Annotated in this window: 21 protein-coding genes; 17 read left to right on the top strand and 4 right to left on the bottom strand. The window is 27.8% G+C overall.

The window, feature by feature from the left end; translation table 11 throughout:
• The 8 genes from BTO18_RS10705 (at nt 1) to BTO18_RS10745 (ending at nt 8,769) form a co-directional block, all read left to right on the top strand.
• Complete coding sequence (locus BTO18_RS10705) at nt 1-1,578, top strand: T9SS type A sorting domain-containing protein (protein WP_105016210.1); 1,578 nt, start codon at nt 1-3, stop codon at nt 1,576-1,578.
• Nucleotides 1,578-1,913, top strand: a complete 336-nt coding sequence (locus tag BTO18_RS10710; RefSeq protein ID WP_105016211.1) for a hypothetical protein — start codon at nt 1,578-1,580, stop codon at nt 1,911-1,913. Before BTO18_RS10705 ends, BTO18_RS10710 begins: the two co-directional genes overlap by 1 nt.
• A gap of 6 nt (nt 1,914-1,919) precedes the next feature.
• Nucleotides 1,920-2,870 carry a GSCFA domain-containing protein gene (locus BTO18_RS10715; RefSeq protein WP_105016212.1) on the top strand — a complete coding sequence of 317 codons (951 nt, stop codon included), beginning with the start codon at nt 1,920-1,922 and terminating at the stop codon, nt 2,868-2,870.
• A 68-nt stretch (nt 2,871-2,938) separates the two neighbouring features.
• Nucleotides 2,939-3,649 (top strand): DUF6498-containing protein, encoded by a 711-nt coding sequence (locus tag BTO18_RS10720; protein WP_105016213.1) that lies wholly within the window; start codon nt 2,939-2,941, stop codon nt 3,647-3,649.
• Nucleotides 3,650-3,739: 90 nt separating this feature from the next.
• Nucleotides 3,740-4,834 carry a hypothetical protein gene (locus BTO18_RS10725; RefSeq protein WP_146106915.1) on the top strand — a complete coding sequence of 365 codons (1,095 nt, stop codon included), beginning with the start codon at nt 3,740-3,742 and terminating at the stop codon, nt 4,832-4,834.
• A 15-nt stretch (nt 4,835-4,849) separates the two neighbouring features.
• A complete protein-coding gene (locus tag BTO18_RS10730) occupies nt 4,850-5,257 on the top strand; it encodes a hypothetical protein (protein ID WP_105016215.1) in 408 nt (135 codons plus the stop codon).
• Between the two features lie 701 nt (nt 5,258-5,958).
• The gene (locus tag BTO18_RS10740; protein WP_105016217.1) at nt 5,959-8,070 is read left to right on the top strand and encodes a tetratricopeptide repeat protein; all 2,112 of its coding nucleotides are present in this window, start codon (nt 5,959-5,961) and stop codon (nt 8,068-8,070) included.
• 45 nt (nt 8,071-8,115) lie between these two features.
• Nucleotides 8,116-8,769 carry a response regulator transcription factor gene (locus tag BTO18_RS10745; protein ID WP_105016218.1) on the top strand — a complete coding sequence of 218 codons (654 nt, stop codon included), beginning with the start codon at nt 8,116-8,118 and terminating at the stop codon, nt 8,767-8,769.
• A 3-nt stretch (nt 8,770-8,772) separates the two neighbouring features.
• Here the strand turns inward: BTO18_RS10745 and BTO18_RS10750 are convergent, their stop codons facing one another.
• Both BTO18_RS10750 and BTO18_RS10755 read right to left on the bottom strand, forming a co-directional pair.
• A complete protein-coding gene (locus BTO18_RS10750; RefSeq protein ID WP_105016219.1) occupies nt 8,773-9,087 on the bottom strand; it encodes a rhodanese-like domain-containing protein in 315 nt (104 codons plus the stop codon).
• Nucleotides 9,088-9,095: 8 nt separating this feature from the next.
• The gene (locus BTO18_RS10755; RefSeq protein WP_105016220.1) at nt 9,096-10,856 is read right to left on the bottom strand and encodes an aromatic amino acid hydroxylase; all 1,761 of its coding nucleotides are present in this window, start codon (nt 10,854-10,856) and stop codon (nt 9,096-9,098) included.
• 164 nt (nt 10,857-11,020) lie between these two features.
• Between BTO18_RS10755 and BTO18_RS10760 the strand changes: the two genes are divergently transcribed.
• Together BTO18_RS10760 and BTO18_RS10765 are read left to right on the top strand one after the other, a co-directional pair.
• Nucleotides 11,021-11,278 carry a hypothetical protein gene (locus BTO18_RS10760; protein ID WP_105016221.1) on the top strand — a complete coding sequence of 86 codons (258 nt, stop codon included), beginning with the start codon at nt 11,021-11,023 and terminating at the stop codon, nt 11,276-11,278.
• A 135-nt stretch (nt 11,279-11,413) separates the two neighbouring features.
• Nucleotides 11,414-11,629 carry a PLD nuclease N-terminal domain-containing protein gene (locus tag BTO18_RS10765; RefSeq protein WP_105016222.1) on the top strand — a complete coding sequence of 72 codons (216 nt, stop codon included), beginning with the start codon at nt 11,414-11,416 and terminating at the stop codon, nt 11,627-11,629.
• A 76-nt stretch (nt 11,630-11,705) separates the two neighbouring features.
• Here the strand turns inward: BTO18_RS10765 and BTO18_RS10770 are convergent, their stop codons facing one another.
• Nucleotides 11,706-12,092 carry an ankyrin repeat domain-containing protein gene (locus tag BTO18_RS10770; protein ID WP_105016223.1) on the bottom strand — a complete coding sequence of 129 codons (387 nt, stop codon included), beginning with the start codon at nt 12,090-12,092 and terminating at the stop codon, nt 11,706-11,708.
• A 255-nt stretch (nt 12,093-12,347) separates the two neighbouring features.
• Between BTO18_RS10770 and gpmI the strand changes: the two genes are divergently transcribed.
• The 5 genes from gpmI to BTO18_RS10795 all read left to right on the top strand — a co-directional run bounded on the left by gpmI (nt 12,348) and on the right by BTO18_RS10795 (nt 16,619).
• Nucleotides 12,348-13,865: a 2,3-bisphosphoglycerate-independent phosphoglycerate mutase gene (gene gpmI, locus BTO18_RS10775; RefSeq protein ID WP_105016224.1), complete on the top strand. Its 1,518-nt coding sequence runs from the start codon at nt 12,348-12,350 to the stop codon at nt 13,863-13,865.
• A gap of 2 nt (nt 13,866-13,867) precedes the next feature.
• Entirely contained in the window at nt 13,868-14,446 is a 579-nt protein-coding gene (locus BTO18_RS10780) for a thioredoxin family protein (RefSeq protein WP_211295600.1), read from the top strand.
• 127 nt (nt 14,447-14,573) lie between these two features.
• Nucleotides 14,574-15,386, top strand: a complete 813-nt coding sequence (gene map / locus BTO18_RS10785) for a type I methionyl aminopeptidase (RefSeq protein WP_105016226.1) — start codon at nt 14,574-14,576, stop codon at nt 15,384-15,386.
• A 55-nt stretch (nt 15,387-15,441) separates the two neighbouring features.
• Nucleotides 15,442-15,816 carry a GxxExxY protein gene (locus tag BTO18_RS10790; RefSeq protein WP_105016227.1) on the top strand — a complete coding sequence of 125 codons (375 nt, stop codon included), beginning with the start codon at nt 15,442-15,444 and terminating at the stop codon, nt 15,814-15,816.
• 26 nt (nt 15,817-15,842) lie between these two features.
• Nucleotides 15,843-16,619 carry a class I SAM-dependent methyltransferase gene (locus BTO18_RS10795; protein WP_105016228.1) on the top strand — a complete coding sequence of 259 codons (777 nt, stop codon included), beginning with the start codon at nt 15,843-15,845 and terminating at the stop codon, nt 16,617-16,619.
• Between the two features lie 3 nt (nt 16,620-16,622).
• On the opposite strand, the gene BTO18_RS10800 is transcribed toward BTO18_RS10795, so the two are convergent.
• Nucleotides 16,623-17,603 (bottom strand): FAD:protein FMN transferase, encoded by a 981-nt coding sequence (locus tag BTO18_RS10800; RefSeq protein ID WP_105016229.1) that lies wholly within the window; start codon nt 17,601-17,603, stop codon nt 16,623-16,625.
• A 115-nt stretch (nt 17,604-17,718) separates the two neighbouring features.
• On the opposite strand from BTO18_RS10800, the gene BTO18_RS10805 reads away from it, so the two are divergent.
• Both BTO18_RS10805 and BTO18_RS10810 read left to right on the top strand, forming a co-directional pair.
• Nucleotides 17,719-18,564 (top strand): OmpA/MotB family protein, encoded by an 846-nt coding sequence (locus BTO18_RS10805; RefSeq protein ID WP_105016230.1) that lies wholly within the window; start codon nt 17,719-17,721, stop codon nt 18,562-18,564.
• 79 nt (nt 18,565-18,643) lie between these two features.
• A complete protein-coding gene (locus BTO18_RS10810) occupies nt 18,644-19,189 on the top strand; it encodes a hypothetical protein (protein WP_105016231.1) in 546 nt (181 codons plus the stop codon).
• The last annotated feature ends 174 nt before the right edge of the window (nt 19,190-19,363 follow it).

Below are 19,363 nucleotides of genomic sequence, written 5' to 3' on the forward strand. Positions count from 1 at the left end.
ATGGGAAAAAATCAGAAATTAAATAGACGAGATTTTATAAAATTAAGCTCAATTGCTTCTGCTTCTCTACCTATAGCCTTAAGTGGTTTCCCAATTTATGCAAATGAGAAACCAAAAGCATTTCAATTTTCATCAGATAATAATAACGTATTAGTTTTAATACAATTACAAGGTGGAAATGATGGGTTAAACACCATTTTTGATTTAAATCAATATGATAATTTACAAAATGTACGTTCTAATATTATTATTCCTGATACTGATTTATTAACGGTTGATAGTACAACTCGTTTTCACCCAGCCATGAGTGGAATTCAAGAAATTTGGAATCAAGAAAAATTAGGAATTATACAAAATGTAGGCTACCCAAATCAAAATCGTTCTCACTTTAGATCAACAGATATTTGGCATTCTGCATCAGATGCAAATGAATACATTTCTTCAGGTTGGATAGGTCGTTTTTTTGATATTAATCACAATGCCTTTCCTGAAGGTTATCCTAATGAAAATAATCCTCATCCTTTTGCAATTACTGTAGGTAAAGTTGTTTCTGAAACATGCCAAGGTACAAGTACTAACTTTTCTATGGCTCTTGAAGACCCAGATAATCCTGGCACTGCTTTAGTTTCTAATACTGGTAAAATTCCTAATAATTGTTATAGTAATGCTTTAAGTTTTGTGAATGATACTATTAAACAAACCAATGCTTATGCAGAAGGCATAAAAAATGCATCGAACTCTGGAAATAATGTATCAGATAAATATACCTCATCAGATTTATCAGAAAAGTTAAAACATGTTGCTAAATTAATTTCAGGTGGTTTGCAAACCAAAGTATATGTTGTACAAATTGGTGGCTTTGATAATCATGATAATCAAGTTGTAGAAGGCGAAACTACAACAGGAAAACATGCTGTATTATTACAAGAATTATCTGATGCTATGCTTGCTTTTCAAGATGATTTAAAATTACTTAATATTGATAATCGAGTTTTAGGAATGACTTATTCTGAATTTGGAAGAAGAATACGTTCTAATGCAGGTCTTGGAACAGATCATGGAACAGCTGCTCCACTATTTGTATTCGGAAACTGTGCAAAAAATCAAGTTTTAGGTGATGCTCCAGAAATTAATACTCAAGTTGATGATCAAGAAGGAATACAAATGCAATATGATTTTAGAAATGTTTACAGTACTATTTTAACAGATTGGCTAGGAGCTACAAAATCTGAATCTAACGCTGTTTTGTTTGATAGTTTTGATGCGTTACCACTTTTTAAATCTGGATGTTCTGCAGCATTGTCAACAGATAATGTATTGTTATCAACATCAGAAGTAAAGGTATATCCAAATCCTACAGCTGATTTTATCAATATCAAGTTTTTTGGTAATAATGAAAATTTGAGGATTACTTTATATAATTCTATTGGTGCTATTGTAAAACAGATTGCAAATAAAAAATATAGTTCTATTCAACATACTATTAAGATTAACATTTCTTCTTTACCTAAAGGAAATTACTTTATACATTATCAAAGTAAAAATGTTTCTAAAACTAAAAAGATTTTGAAATACTAGTGGTAAATAATTGGAAAATTTTTGACGATGCAAATACGATAAATTCTCTTGGTTCTGAAAACGGCATCATTATCATTGATGAAGAAAATATTTTTGGAGCACGTATTACAATTGAAAGAAATACAGATATTGCTCCTTTTTCTGTAACATTTAGTATATATAATTTAATGTTTCACACAGAGTACTTTAATCGTTTATCTGAAGCAACATCTAAAGTAAAAATATATAAAGTAAGAATTGAAGAGATACTCTCTCATCTTAAAATATTAGATAAAAAAAGAGAGAAAAATTGGAGAGAAAAATATAACTTTATGCTCGAAAAACTAGTTGAATAATTATTAATGAACCTACAAACAAAAATACCTTTAAAAAGACAACTTCATAATCAAATAGATTACAATTCAAAAATACTTTTGCTGGGTTCATGCTTTTCAGAAAATATTGGTGATAAATTTAACTATTTCAAATTCCAATCTACACAAAATCCTTTTGGAATTTTATTTCATCCTATTGCTATCGAAAAATTGATTACAAATGCAATAAATGAAAAAAGATATACTGAAAAAGATATTATTTCACAAAATGAACGTTGGCACTCATTTGATGCACATTCAAGTGTAAGTACAACTGGAAAGCAAGAATTACTTCAAAACCTTAATTCTAGAATTTATTCTACAAAAAAACAACTTGTAGAAGTTTCTCATATCATCATAACATTAGGCACATCTTGGGTTTATAGACATATTAAAAGTGATACAATTGTTACGAATTGTCATAAAATTCCGCAAAAAAAGTTTTTAAAAGAGCTTTTAACAGTTGATGAAATTTCTGAAAGTTTAGCATCATGTGTAGCATTAATCAGAACTATAAATAAAGATGTCAATTTTATTTTTACAGTTTCACCTGTTCGTCATCTAAAAGATGGTTTTGTAGAGAATACTCAAAGTAAAGCACACTTAATTGCAGCTATTCATCAGGTTGTTGAACCAAGAAAAAAAAGTTATTATTTTCCTTCTTATGAAATTGTAATGGACGAATTACGCGATTATCGTTTTTACAATGAAGATATGGTACATCCAAATAAAATTGCCATAAATTATATATGGGAAAGATTTGTAGAAACTTGGTTTTCTGAAGATACAAAACCCATTCTAAAAGAAGTTGATACTATTCAGAAAGGAATTTCTCACAAGCCATTTAATGAAAACTCTAAACAACATCAAGAGTTTTTACAAAGTTTATTATCTAAAAAGGAAAAAATAACTCAACAATTTTCGTTTATAAAATTTTAAAATACGTCATTTGACGTATTTAAATATTTTTAACTTTATTCGAAATTTACATTTTAAATAAAGTTATAATGCTTAAAAATATCTTTTATCCTACTCCACAGAACGCTTTTGTTTGGTTGAGTTCTATTTATCTATTATTTCTTTTATACATAGGCAAAGCAAGTCCAATGACAATTTTATTTGCCTATTTTTTAGAAACAATCATTATAGGTATTTTTAATGCTTTAAAAATGTTCTGGAGTATTTTTTTTGGGAAGTCAGAAAAACATGAGTTTGGATTAATTTTCTTTTTCTTGATTCATTATGGCATGTTTGTAGGTATCCAATCTATTTTTGCTTTTGCTTTATTTAGTATTGAAGGGAAAGGAATTATAAAAGAACCTTTTCATATTTTTGATAACTACGCTACAATATTATCTTTAGAGGATATAAAATATGCATTACCTGCTATTATTTTTACTCATCTAGGAAAGTTTATTTCAGACTTTTTACATCATAAAAAATATTTGAAATTTTCAGCAAAGGATATTATGTTTAAACCTTACTTAAGGATATTTATTCAGCAGTTTGTAGTTATTCTATCTTTCTTTTTTATCGTATTTGCAGAAGCAGGTATTATAGCTGCAATTTTACTCATTCTCTTTAGATTAATTGTAGATTTAGTTATGGAATCTATAAAAGAGAACTCAAAAGTACTAGATGTTTTATCAGAAAAACTTGCTAATGAAAAAGCTTCAAAATCAGAAATAAAAAAACAACTCTTAACACTTACAGAATAGTATTTTTTAAATATACGTCATTTGACGTATTGTTTACCCTTTTCATTTTATTCAATTTTGTTGTAATAAAAAATCCTAAAAATGAATACAATGAAAAAAATAAATTATAGTTTCTTATTTGCTTTATTATTCTCTATAAGCTTAATTTCTCAAGAAATTGGAGATATTAAAGTGAAAAATAAATTCTATGGAGCTAAAACTATGAAAAAAGCACCAAAGAAAATTTATATCAATTCTTTTAACATTAATTATGAGTTTTATAAAGAGGCTGTTGACTTTAAAGTAGGTGGTAATGGAGGTAGAATTGGCGGAAATACAAGTAATGCAACTGCAAGAGCAGCCATTGGTTTAGGTGGAATTGAAGCAAATTTAATGCAAGAAAAAACCAATTTACTATACAATAATTTTATAGCTCGATTAAAAAGTGAAGGTTATGAAATTGTTTCTGCTGATGAAGCAGGTAAAACAGATTTATACAAAAACTGGAAAAAAGAAACTGGCCCTGATGTAAAGGAAAGTTTTTCGGGTATTATAAATACAATGCCAGAAGGTTATTCTTATTTCTATAAAAGAAAAACAAATAAAGGGGAAGTTAAGAAAGGTTTTTTAGGTGGTATTGGAAATCAAGCAAAACTTTCTAAAGCTCTTGGAGGAGCAACTATTGTTGATGTAAATTTATATGTAATGTTTACAGAAAATGGTTCTAATATGTTTAAAGGAAGAGCTGCAAAAGTAAAGCTAAAAACAAACTTACGTTTAGCTAGTAGTTATATGATATCTGTACCTGTAAAAACAAAGAAAAAGAAAAGTATAGCTGGTAAAATCTTTGGTTCTGTAAAAATAAAAGGAGCAACAAATCATTATCCTGCAAACTCAAATATTAGCTTTATGCAAGGTAAAGTAGGGCTTGGATCTAAAGCTTCTTTTACAGGAACTTTAAAAGATGATGTAGAAATTAATGGAGTATTAAAAAAGCAAAAAGTTGTTGCTTACCAAAAACAAGGTTCTTTTGTACCCACATCATTTTCTACGTTTTCCACTTATTTAGCAGCTAAAGCTGATCGTTTTTCTACCACAGCAAAATGGATAAATGTTGATGGTAAAAAATATGCAGATGGTTTTTATAATGCTTGTAACACATTTTTGACAAAACAATTAGATGCTTTCTTCAGCAAAATAAAATAACAAAAACCTTATTCCATGAAACTTACTAAAAATATCGTTTTAATCTGTTTTTCTCTTTTTATATTAAGTTGTTCCGGCTATGGAGAAAAATTACAATACAACAAAACTGAAGTCTATTATACCAATAAAGTTGACAAGGCAGATGCCGAAAAACTTGGTGATTTTTTAATAAGCTCTGGTTTTGCTGGTGAAAATGAAAAATCGATTCAATTATCTAAAGATGATGAAAATGGGAACTATCAATTTAGAATGGTTACCACAAAAGAAGCTGCAGAAAGTGAAACTTACAAAGCTATTTTTGAAATCTTTGCAACTCAAATATCTGATTCCGTTTTTAATAAAAAACCTGTAGATTTTCATATTTGCAATAACATTTTTAAAACCTTAAAAGTTATTCCTTTTAAAAATGACAACACAAATTGATTTTAATTTAATTAATATCAAGAAAACATGAAATTATTAAAATCTAATGTAAAATGAATAACAAGAAAAGGTTACACAAATGATAAAATAGAAGTTAAGGAACGAAAACTTAATGTTTCTAAAAACTAATAATTGGATTCTATGAAAAGGCGAAAAATACGGCATCTGCCGTATTTTTTTTAGCTCAAATATTAAAGAGATTTGAGTTTCTATAACAAACAGACTTTATTAAAATTGAACTAAAGTTATAATTTTTAATACTATTAATTAACCTGAAAGACAGAGAATCTATGCCCATATATAAAATAAAACAACTATGAATTTACAACTTACTATACTAATCTCTATTTTAACTTCATTATTTTTTTTATTGATTGTGATTTTTATTGTTGATTTCAAAAAACTTAAAACTTCAGAAAATTACAAATTAAATATACTTAAAAATGCTATTTTACAGGAAAAAAACATAACATCATCTTTAAAAAACAAATCGCAAAAAATTGATATTTTACAGAAAAAGACAAACCAACAACTTTTAACTATAAGAATAAAGGTTTTCAATTTAGAATTTTCATTATCAAAAATTTTTAGTTAAAAATAAAAAGTTTTTAATATCAATAAAAAAACAACTATTAAAATAATTTGTAAATTGTAAGTGTCATTTTACAACTAACCTAATAATCACTTCATATTTTTTCGTAATGAGATATATAAAACATTTCCTACTCTTTTTTTTTGTGACTAGTTCTTTAGCTTCTCTTTCTCAAAATAAAAAGATAGATAGTTTAAAAACTATTTTAAAACAAGAAATTTCTACAGAAGAAAAAGCAGAAACATATATACTTTTAATTGATCAGTTTTTTAGTTTACAAAAAGATTCTGCAGAAATATACCTTAATAAAACCATTAAATTAACAGAAAATATAGAGAGCTTAAAAAGAACAAATATTCTAGCTTTACTAAAATATGCACAATTCTATATCATAAAAGGAGATTACACAAAGTCTCAAGAATATTATACAAAAGTAAATCAAAAACTAAGAGATTTTAAAAATTATGATTTAGAAACTAAATATTTTGGAGATTTTGGTGTGCTTAACTTTTATCAAGGAGATTTTAAAGGAGCTTTAACAAACTTTGACAAAGCTTTACAGCTAGCTGAAAGTAATAAAAATGAAGAAGATCAACTGCGATTTTTAAATAACAAAGCACTTGCTATGTCTTATTTAGGTAAAGCTGAAGCTTCTTTAGACATCCATAAAAAAGCCATTTCTTTAGCAGAAAAATTAAATGATTCTACTGCACTTGGTAAATCTTTTAACAATATTGGTCTAATTTATGAAGACATGAAAGAATATAGGAAAGCTTTAGAATTTTACTTAAAATCTCTTAAAATTAAAGAAAATAGCAGTAGTCAAGTAGACGTTGCTAATAGCTTATTTAATGTAGCTGGAATGTACAAGGAAATTGGAGAAGAAGAAAAAGACACCTCTTTATATGTTAATGCAGAAAATTACTATCAAAAATCTTTAGATGTTGCAAAAAAAATAAATTATGGAAAAATAATATTGTTTAATAAAACGGGTATGGCTCAATTAGCTACAGTAAGAAAAAAACCAAAAAAAGCTATAGAAATATATAAATCTGTTATTAATGAAGCACAAAAAACTAAAGATTTACAAACGTTAAGAGTCACTTATTTAAATCTTGGTGTGAATTATATTAGAACAAAAAAAATTGCAAGTGCAGAACAAAATTTATTACTTGCTAAACCCATGATAGAAAAAGCGAATAATCCTTCAGATTTAGCTAAATTATACAAAAACCTATCAGTACTATACCAAGAAAAAAAACAATATAAAAAAGCATTTGAATATCTTTTAAAGCAAAAAGAATTTGAAGATGAACTTTCTAAAAATTCATTAAAAGATAAAATTTCAGATTTTGAAGTAAAGTATGAAACCACCAAAAAAGAGAAAGAAATTGCCCAACAGAAAGAAGAACTTTTAACTCAAAAATTAGCCATTAAAAACAGAAATTTATATGCTATTTTGTTAACTGCTGCATTATTAATTTTAGGAATTATTTTCTTTGCTGTTTACAAAAGAAACCTGTTTAAAAAGAAACAACTCCAAAAAGAAATTGACTTAAAAGACGCTTTAGCAACTATAAAAACTCAAAATCGTTTGCAAGAACAACGTTTAAGAATTTCTAGAGATTTGCACGATAATATTGGCTCCCAACTTACTTTTATTATTTCATCTATAGACAATCTAAAATTTATTTCTAAAGATGCTAGTGAAAAACTAAAAGATAAATTATCAAATATCAGTTCTTTTACAGGAGATACCATTCATCAACTTCGTGATACAATTTGGGCTATGAACAAAAGTGAAATTACTGTGGAAGATTTGCATACACGAATTTTATCATTTGTAGAAAAAGCAAAAAACGCGGTACCTAACACAAAATTTGATATAGAATATACCATTGATAAAAACGAGAATTTTACATCACTTGCAGGGATGAATATCTTTAGAGTTATACAAGAAGCTATAAATAATAGCATTAAATATGCTGAAGCTGATACTATTAAAATAGAACTAAACAAAAAAGAACAACTTTTTATTGCCAATGTTATTGATAATGGAAAAGGGTTTAGTTTAAATTCTACAGAACTTGGTAATGGTTTATCTAATATGGAAAAGAGAATGAGTGAAATTGAGGGTTCTGTCAAAATTATTTCAAAAGAAACAAAAGGTACAACCATAACTTTAGAAGTTCCTCTAAAAAATAAGGCAAATGACGTATAAAAATTTAAAAAATCTAATGTTACTTTTATAGAAATAAAATAAACTATGAACTTAAAAGTTTGCATTGCAGAAGACAACTATTTTTTAGTAAAAACGATTAAAGAAAAATTATCTTTCTTTGAAAACATATCTGTAAAATATCATGCAAATAATGGTGCTGAATTAATTGGAAAATTAGAAGAAAATCATAATATAGATGTTATTTTAATGGATATTCAAATGCCAGTAATGAATGGTATAAAAGCTACTGAACTGGTTAAAAATAAATACCCACACATAAAAGTGATTATGTTAACAGTTGTAGATGATGATGAATGTGTATTTAAAGCTATTAAAGCAGGTGCAAATGGTTATTTACTTAAAGAAATTGATGCAGAAAATCTATACAATAGCATTATAGAAGTTACCAAAGGTGGTGCACCAATGACGCCAAGTATTGCTGTAAAAACTTTAAATTTGTTAAGAAACCCAACACTTTTACTTGCCAAAAGAGAGCTGAATGACAATATTAAATTAACCAAAAGGGAAACAGAAATATTAACTCATTTAAGCAAAGGATTAAATTATAACGACATTTCTGATAACCTAATCATATCTCCATCCACTGTTAGAAAACATATAGAAAATATTTACAAAAAATTGCAAGTACATAGTAAAATGGAAGCTGTGATGAAAGCCCAAAAAAGAAATTTAATTTAGGATTTATTCTTCTAAATATTGAGCAACATTTTGCCAAGGACCACCATTGATAACATCAAGCCCATTTTGTTTTAAAAATTGAGTGGCTTGCCCACTTCTACCTCCACTTCTACAAACTGCAATTATGGGTTTATTCCAAGATTTAATTTGATCAATTTCAACAGGAATTAAATTCAATACAATATGTTTTGAGTTGTAAATATGCCCTTCATCCCACTCCATTTGTGTCCTTACATCTAAAATTACTGCATCTTTTTCAAGGTATTCTTTAATTTCATTTGTTGAATCCTTTTGACTAAATATTCCAAATAATCCCATAATCCTTTTTAAAGTTGATGAACTTCAATCTTTAATAAATTTAATCCATTTTGAATTAGTTTACTATAAGCTACATTTTTTTGTAAATCTTGTAAATGCATTAAAATACCAGATTGAATTTTATAATTATGTTGCAAAGCTAATTCATAAAGTTCTAAATTCAATAACCAATCTTGAGGAAAATCATTTTTTAACTGATTGAATATTTCTGTTATTTTCTTTGATGATGCTGTATTTGCCTCACGCATTTTTTTTACTTGATCGTATAAAGTATACAATTCTTTTTCATCATCAGTATATATAATTTTGTGGGTTTTTGTTTCAGATACTTTACCAAAATCTGCAAAAGAATCTACATCTGCTGTACCAGCATACGCAGAAACTACTTCTTTACCAACTGCCATATCATACAAACCCCATTCAGGTTGAAACAAAACTTCATTATTATAAGTTACAGTACATTCATCAAAAGTAATAATTAAAATTTTTCCTCGTAAATCTCGAGTACCAGTTATTGCTTTTCCTTTAAGAATAATACCACTTTCAAACTCTAATGTCATGAACTCTCCTTCGTAAATTCCATAAGCCTTTAAATCTCTAGGACTCATATCTTCAATAGGTAAATTAATTCCTTTCAACTTTCCTACTGGGCTTCCAAAACCATTTTTATGTACATTAATTCCATGACCTATCAACTCCTTATCTCTATTCGCTAAAGCTGTAAATCCTGTAGTCTGAAAATAGGCTACTTTATTGTTTTTGAACTTGATAACTCTATCAAAGGTTCCAGAAATTTGAATACCAGTTGTCAATTCAATTGTACCTAAACTTTTAGATTTAATCAACTTTTCAACTCCTCTTAAGCCTCCTGTTCTTAATGCCATCGTATTTGCAAACTCATCTAATACTAAGCTTAAATAAGCAAAATCTGAAGTAACAAATAATTGAGGCTGTGGTTTGGTTATATCAAAATTCACAGTTGCTGCATTTAGAGAATAAGGCACTTTAGTTACTTTATCTTGCATGCACCAAGCACTCTCTCCAATTGATGAAAGCAATCCTGCACCATAAATTTTAGGATTTTCTAAACTGCCAATTAAACCATATTCCACTGTCCACCAATGTAAATTTCGAATCATGGCCATTTCAGACAATTCTCCCATATTTTCTTGTATCCACTCTACTTTTTCTTGAGCCTCTTTTATTTCTTTTTCAGAAGAATTAGGATTTTCTTTTAAAATTGATAACAATCGAATAGCTTCATACATCTCATAATCTTTGGCAGATGAAATTGCTTTGCTACCAATTTCTCCAAAACGCCTCAAGTATTCAGAATATTCAGGATTTGCAATAATAGGTGCATGACCTGCAGCTTCATGAATGATATCTGGAGCTGGTGTATATTCGATATGATTTATGGTTCTCATATCTGAAGCAATTACCAAAACATTATAAGCTTGAAACTCCATAAATGCATTTGGAGGAATAAAACCATCTACAGAAACAGCTGCCCAACCAATTTCTTTGAGTATTCTATTCATTCCTTCCATTTTTGGAATATTTTCAAGAGAAATTCCTGTTTTTTCTAATCCTGAAATGTAAGATTGATGTGCAACTTTACTCAAATAATCAACATTCATTCGCATCACATATCGCCAAACAGCTTGATTTTGAGGCGTATATTCATCATAGGGTTGTTTTACAACAAACTTGTGTAAATGCTTGGGTAACTTGCTAGTTACTTCGTTCATTTCAAAGTGTGATTCCATTAAAAATTTAGTAAAATTTGCCCTGTAAAATTACGAATTTTGTAATAATATCCTCCTTTTTTTCTTGTTAAAAATTAATTTAAAAATGATTTATAGTTTTTACTATTAAATCTGTAATTGTAACATTTTCTCATTTTCTGCTACATATATAAAAAGATACTGCTATGAGTTTTACATCACACATGATTACAAGTTTAAAACACAACAGAAGAAAACGTATTTCCGCTTTTGAAAAGATAAAAAACTTCAAAGAAGGAAATAATATTCAGGTTTCTTTTGATGGGAAAGCTACACCCTGTCAACTTAAAAACATCAGAGAAAAACTTTCTGATGAAAATAGAAAAAGGAAAATAAAAAATATTTTGATTTTTATAGTTGGGATGTCAACAATTATATATTTTGCTGGTTTTGCAAAATATTAAAAACGCTATTCGATAAAATTTACTGGATAAAATTTTGAGTTTTTATCTTAAATCTAAAATATGAATTTATAAACAATAAAAAAGAGAAATTAATAGTATCTTGGCTTAAAATACTATTTTTAATATATAAAAACTATGGAAACTTTACTGAATGATTTCTCTTTTGGGTTATTTGTTACTCAAACATTGTTACTTTTAGCATTAGTTCTTTTTATTTATGCTTTGTATGATGTTTTGAAAAATAAATTTATAAATAATAATAAAATCATTTGGACTTTAGTTGTGCTATTTGTTCCTTTTTTAGGCTCGCTTTTTTATGTTATTATTGGTAGAAAACATAAATTAGTTTAAACTATCTCTCAAATAATTTTACAAAAAAACTGCCTACAAGAGGCAGTTTTTCTAATTAATTCAAAAATAATTACTATTACAAAGCTTCTTTTAAAACTTTGACAACGTCTACAGCTTTAGATCTTTCTGCAATTTGTAATGCTGTTAGCCTCGCACCATTTTCTGATTTAGTATTTAATTTAGCACCACTTTTAATCAATAATTTTACAATTTTAACTTTATTTTGTCTTGCTGCAAACATAAGGGGCGTTAAACCTTTAGATTTTCTATTCACATCTTCTCCTGTATCTATAAGAGATTTTACAGCCTCATAGTTACCCATTTGTATAAGTCTACAAAAAGCATTGGTTATGTAACCAGCTTTTACAGATACTGATGTATGAGATTTTAAATCTATTGAATTAGCATTGGTAGTAGAAAAAGCTAATAAGAATACTAGCATTGGTAAAAAAAGTTTTTTCATGATTGATAGGTTTTAGTATTAATAAAATTATTTTGGTGTTTATATTAAATAGACCATAAAAACTGTATTATGTTTCAAAGGCGAAGCTTATTTAACAAGCGTTTAACGCATATGTATTATTTAACTTAAAAAAAAATTAATTTATGTTAATATTCATTTTCTCTTTTTTAATTGACGAAATCAACTTTATCGGTTTCGTAAAATTTTAGAAATAGCTTTAAAATCTTTCTTATTTTTACATGATAATATAGAAAAATGAACAAGAAAGTTATTCTTATGATTTTGGATGGTTGGGGAATTACTCAAGACCCAAAAGTCTCTGCTATTTACAATGCAAAAACATCATACATAGATAGTTTATATAACAAATATCCTAATGCAACATTAAGAACAGATGGAGAACATGTTGGTTTGCCTGAAGGACAAATGGGGAATTCTGAAGTTGGCCACATGAATTTAGGTGCTGGTAGAATTGTATATCAAAATTTAGCTAGAATAAATAAAGCTGTAAAAGAAAAAACGTTAGGTAAAGAAAAAGTGTTATTGGATACATTTCAATATGCCAAAGAAAACAATAAAAATGTCCATTTATTAGGTTTGGTTTCTAATGGAGGTATTCATGCGCACATCAACCATCTAAAAGGAATTTTAGATGTTGCTAAAGAAAATGAAGTAAATAATGTTTTCTTGCATGCATTTACAGATGGTAGAGATTGTGATCCTAAATCTGGAACGTATTTTATCAATGATATTCAAGAATACATGCAAGAAAGCACAGGAGAATTAGCTTCTGTTACTGGGCGTTATTATGCTATGGATAGAGATAACAGATGGGAACGTGTTAAAGAAGCTTATGATGGTGTTGTAAACGGAATTGGCACAAAAACTACAGATGTTATTACAACCATCAATCAAAATTATGAAGCTGGTTTAACTGATGAATTTCATAAACCTATTATAATTACAAACGAAGATGGTTCACCAAAAACCACTATAAAAGAAGGTGATGCAATTATTTTCTTCAATTACAGAACAGATAGAGGAAGAGAATTAACAAACGTTCTATCTCAAAATGATTTCCCTGAATTTAGGATGAAAAAATTAGACTTATATTTTACAACCATCACTTTATATGATGCTTCTTTTACAGGAATTAATGTGATTTATAATAATGATAACATTAAAAATACATTAGGAGAAGTTTTATCAGCAGCTGGTAAAAAACAAATAAGAATTGCAGAAACCGAAAAATATCCTCACGTAACATTCTTCTTTTCTGGTGGACAAGAAACACCTTTTAAAGGCGAATCTAGAATTTTAAGAAATTCACCAAAAGTAGCCACTTACGATTTAAAACCAGAAATGTCTGCATATGAGTTAAAAGATGCTTTATGTAAAGATTTAGAAAAAGGTGAAGCAGATTTTGTCTGTTTAAATTTTGCAAATGGAGATATGGTTGGGCATACAGGAATTATGGAAGCTGCAATAAAAGCTTGTGAAGCTGTTGATATTTGCGCAAAAGAAGTGATTGAAACTGGTTTAGCAAACGGATATTCTACTTTGTTAATTGCAGATCATGGTAATTGTGAAACTATGATGAACCCTGATGGTTCTCCACATACAGCACACACCACAAACCCTGTTCCTTTTATTTTAATTGATGATGAAATAAAATCAATAAAAAGTGGTATTTTAGGCGATATTGCTCCAACTATTTTAGAATTAATTGGTGTAAATCAACCTAAAGAAATGACTCAAAAATCTCTATTATAATTATGAAATATTTAGTACTCATACTATCAACAGTAATTTTAGCAGCTTGTAACTCAAAAAAGTCTGCACTAGAATTAAAAACAGAAGTGATTAAAAGATTGCCAGCAAAAGAAGCAAATGCAGAAAAAAATGACCGAGGTTATTTAATTGGAATTGCAAACAAAGAAATGTTTCAAGATCCAAGTTATAAAGGTTGGTATAACAGTAGGTATTCTGAATATAATGTTGATGAAGAAACTATCACTAAATTAAAGCCAGTTATAAATAACTATACCATAAAAGGCTTTATGGGAACTTGGTGTGGTGATAGTAAAAGAAATGTGCCTCGCTTTTACAAAATTTTAGAAGAAGCAGGTTTTGATGAAAATTATTTTGAATTGGTTACAGTAGGTAGAAATAAAAAAACACCAGATAATCTTCAAGAAGGATTTGATCTTTTACGAGTACCAACTTTTATTTTTTATAAAAATGGAAAAGAAGTAGGTCGTTTTGTAGAAAGGCCTAGAGAAACTATAGAAAAAGATATTCTAAAAATTGTTACAGGAGAACCTTATAAACATTCTTATGATAAGAGTGAGTAATCAAAAAACACAGATTTCACGGATAACTGCCTCATAAGAATCCGTGAAAGTTTGTAAAATCCGAGTCAAAAACCCTCACTAATAATTATCAATAAATATAGTAACTTTGCGTTTCAATTTTTTCAATATGATTAAAATTAAAACCAGAGAGGAAATAGAAATTATGCGTGAAAGTGCATTAATTGTTTCCAAAACTTTAGGTATGCTTGCCAAAGAAGTAAAACCTGGGGTTACTACTTTATATTTAGATAAACTTGCAGAAGAGTTTATAAGAGCTCATGGAGCAGTTCCTGGTTTTTTAGGTTTGTATGATTTCCCAAATACACTTTGTATGAGTCCAAACTCACAAGTAGTCCATGGATTCCCAACTAAAGAACCTCTTAAAGAAGGTGATATTATCTCAATAGATTGTGGTGCTTTAAAAAATGGGTTTTATGGAGATCATGCATACACATTTGCTGTTGGTGAAATTGATGAAGCCACAAAAAATTTACTAGATGTTACTTTAGAGAGTTTATACGTCGGTATTCGTGAATTTAAGGCTGGAAACAGAGTTGGCGATGTTGGTTTTGCAATTCAAAATTTTACAGAAAAACATGGTTATGGAGTTGTAAGAGAGTTGGTAGGTCATGGATTAGGACGTAAAATGCACGAAGACCCAGAAATGCCAAATTACGGAAGAAGAGGAAGAGGAAAAAAATTTGCTGAAGGAATGGTTGTGGCTATTGAGCCAATGACAAATATGGGTACGCATAAAATAAGACAACATGCTGATGGCTGGACAATAACAACTTTAGACAATAAACCTTCAGCTCATTTTGAACATGATGTTGCTATTGTCAATGGAAAACCAGAATTGCTTTCTACTTTTAAATATATAAATGAGGCTTTGGGTATTGTTACTGATGTAGAGAATGAATTTCGACAAGAGATTATTTAAAAAAGTTTGACACTGATTTCACAGATTTTCACGGATTAAAAAATTGCTAAATAATATGGACAATCTACTTTATAAAGAAGATACTTATAAAATTATAGGTCTTTGTATGGAAGTTCATAATCAGTTAGGCAAAGGTTTTAATGAGGTGGTTTATAGTGATGCTCTTGAAATAGAGTTTATTGACAATAATATTAAATATTCCAAAGAACAAAAATTTAACATCAATTATAAAGGAAACATTCTTCCTCACAAATACAGAGCAGATTTTATAATAAACGATAAAATAGTTTTAGAAATTAAAGCAATAAAATGTTTAACTTCATCTCACGTAAAACAAACCTTAAACTATTTAGCAGTTTCTAAATTGAAAATAGGCTTATTGATTAATTTTGGAGAAGATAGTTTAAAATATCAAAGAGTAATTCTATAATTTATCAGTGAAAATCTGTGAAATCCGTGTCAAACAAAATATTCAAATCCATACTAAACAAAATACCAAGACCATTACTAATTAAAGTCAGTTATTTGGTACGTCCAATAATAGCTTTTACTTTAAGAGGTAATAGATTTACAGATCCAATTGATGGGAAAAGCTTTCGTAAATTTTTACCTTATGGTTATGGAAAACAGCGTGAAAATGCACTTTCTCCATCAACATTATCATTAGAAAGACACAGATTAATGTGGCTGTTTTTACGTGATGAAACTGATTTTTTTATATCCGAAGAAAAACAAAAAGTACTACATATTGCACCTGAACAATGTTTTTTAGACATCTTCAGAAAACAAAAAAATTTAGATTATATCACTTCAGATTTAGAAAGCCCAATTGCAGATGTAAAAGCAGATATTTGTAACTTACCTTTTAAAGACAATGAGTTTGACGTTGTGTTCTGTAATCATGTTTTAGAACACATTTCTGATGACACTAAAGCTATGCAGGAGTTATTTAGAGTGATGAGAAAAGGTGGTTTTGGTATTTTTCAAATTCCACAAGATACTTCAAGAAAAACAACTTTTGAAGACAACTCTATCACAGATAAAAAAGAAAGAGCTAAAATTTTCGGGCAATATGACCATGTGAGAGTTTATGGTTTAGATTATTTTGATAAGTTGAGGAGCGTAGGTTTTACAGTAGATGAAGTTGATTTCACTACGAAAATATCATCAGAAAAAATTGAAGAATTTTGCTTAATGAAAGGAGAAATTTTACCCGTTTGTTACAAGAAATAACATTTACTTATAAGTAGCATATTCTTCTAAATTCCCATTTTTGTTTGTGTAAATCAAGATTACTTTTAAGTGTTGCTTATCTTTTAAAAATGCTTTAGTTTTTTCTAAACCCATAGCCATAAACGCTGTTGCATAAGCATCAACATCTGCACAATCTACACTACCAATAACAGAAGCACTTAATAAATTACTTTCAGTAGCTCTTCCTGTTTTAGGGTTTATTGTGTGTACATATTTTTGCCCTTTTTTTGTAACTCTAAATTTTCTGTAATTACCAGAAGTTGCCATAGATTTATCAGAAAGATCAATCACTTTAAAACCACTACTAATATTAACAGGATCTACAATTTTAATGAGCCAAGGTTTGTTATTTTTTTTAGTGCCTTTTGCTCTTATTTCGCCACCAATTTCTATCAAATAATTATTGATATTTTTAGAATTAAAAAAACGAGCAATTACATCAAGACCAAAACCTTTTGCTGTAGAATTAAAATCAAGAAAGATATTAGGGTTCGTTTTAACAATTTTATTTTCATGTAAGGTTACTTTATCCAAACCAACAAATTTCATGTAATTTTCAATGTCTTCATCAGTCAAATTTTTCTTTTCTTTTTTGGGTCCAAAACCATAAGCATTTACTAGATTTCCTACAGTTGGATCGAAAAAACCGTCTGTTTCTTTGTAGATTTTTTTAGATTTTAAAAATACTTCCTTAAAAAAATCATCAATTACCACTGTTGAATCTCCACTATTTATTTTAGAAATATCTGATGTAGATATATAAGTTGATAATGAGTTATTTATCAATAAGAATAAACTATCTATAGATTCTTGATAATTCTTGTCTGCATTTAAATAACTTATTTTATATGATGTGCCAAAAACACCTCCTTTTAGTATAAAATCCTTTTTTTCTATTTTTTGATGACAAGAAAATAAAATAACAATAAGAAAATAAAATAACGACTTTTTAATAATTTCCATACAAATTCTTAAGAATACCAAAAATAGCATATAATTTTTTCATAAAAAGACCTATAAAACTATTTTTATATATGCTTTTTGTTAAATTTGTGCCATAAATTTATATATTTTAAAGATGAAAAAAATATCAATATTCTTATTTTCTATTTTCATATTATCTTCTTGTGTTTCTAAAAAGAAATTTTTAGAACTAGAAGCAAAACAAAGTGATACAAAAGACGAATTGCTAAAAGTAGAAACTACTTTACAAAAATGTTTAATAGAAAAAGAAAAACAAACATATAGAGTAGAATCTTTAAATGAGCAGGTTTCTTCTTTAAAAGAGGACAAGAAAAATGCCTTAAAACAAGTAGAGAATTTAACTGTTTTAAATAAATCGTCTATAGATGGTATTAACAAAACCATAACTCAATTAGACGAAAAAGATAAATTTATTAATGGTATTAGAAGTGCCATGACTCAAAAAGATTCTTTAAATCTTGCCATTAAATATCACTTAACAAAGAATTTAACAGATGGTATTAGAGACAAAGATATTGTGGTAAACGTTGAGAAAACTGTGGTTTTTATCTCAATTTCTGATAAATTACTATTTAAAAGTGGTAGCTACAATGTAACTGATAAAGCATATACTATTTTAGAAAAAATAGCAAAAGTGATTAATGACCAACCAAAAATGGATGTAATGATAGAAGGGCATACAGATGCTACCCCAATTAAAAGAAATTTAATTCAAGATAACTGGGATTTATCTGCTTTAAGAGCAACTTCTATTACAAGAATTTTACAATACAAATATGGTGTTAAACCACAAAGATTAATTGCTGCTGGTAGAAGTCAATACATACCTTTAGCACCAAATGATACGAAAGAGAATAAATCTAAAAACAGAAGAACAAAAATTATTATTATGCCAAGACTTAACGAATTTTTCGATTTGTTAGAGCAAGATGCTGAATAGTTTTTTTTAAAATTATATATTAAAGGCTGTCTTTTAACGAGACAGTCTTTTTTTATATCTTTAAACAAAAAATTCTGCTATGTTTACTGTAAAGGTTTCTGATGCTATTCTAGAACATTGTAAAAATCAAATAAATGCATATAATTTTGGAAAAAGATATACTGCAAATGGGTCAAAACAACAACAATTAACTGGTATTATTGGGCAAAGTGTTGTGATGCATCTTTTTAATAAAGGTTTAATTGATGGAAAATTAGGTTTTGATAATGGAGTTGATATAATGTACAACAACTTAAAAATTGATGTAAAAACCATGGGGAGAACCACAAATGTTCGTTCTAATTACACCAATAACTTTTTAAAACTCCAAGATTATTTTGAAACTGAAGTTTACATTTTTTGTAGTTATCATAAAACTAAACAAGAACTTACCATTTGTGGTTGGATAGATAAAGAAAGGTTTACAAAAAAAAGAAGGTTTTACCCAAAAGGAAGTACCAGAAAACGTTTTGATAATTCTACTTTTATAACTTTTGCAGATTTATATGAAATTGATAATAATCAACTGAATAATTGTAATTCTATTAAGGATTTGAAAGAGCAACTAAATGTGTTTAAAAAATAAAAAGTGGGTAATTACACTATGTATATAATACTGAAAATCAAATAAAAAGACTGTCTATTTTGGGTAAATTATACTTGACTTTCTCAAAAAAATCAGCTAACTTCGTTTAACTTCTGATAAAATGAGTTAAAACTCATCTTATCATAATAGTTGTGGTTTATATTCGCCTACTTA

This window comes from Polaribacter porphyrae, from assembly GCF_002954685.1.
GTDB lineage: Bacteria > Bacteroidota > Bacteroidia > Flavobacteriales > Flavobacteriaceae > Polaribacter > Polaribacter porphyrae.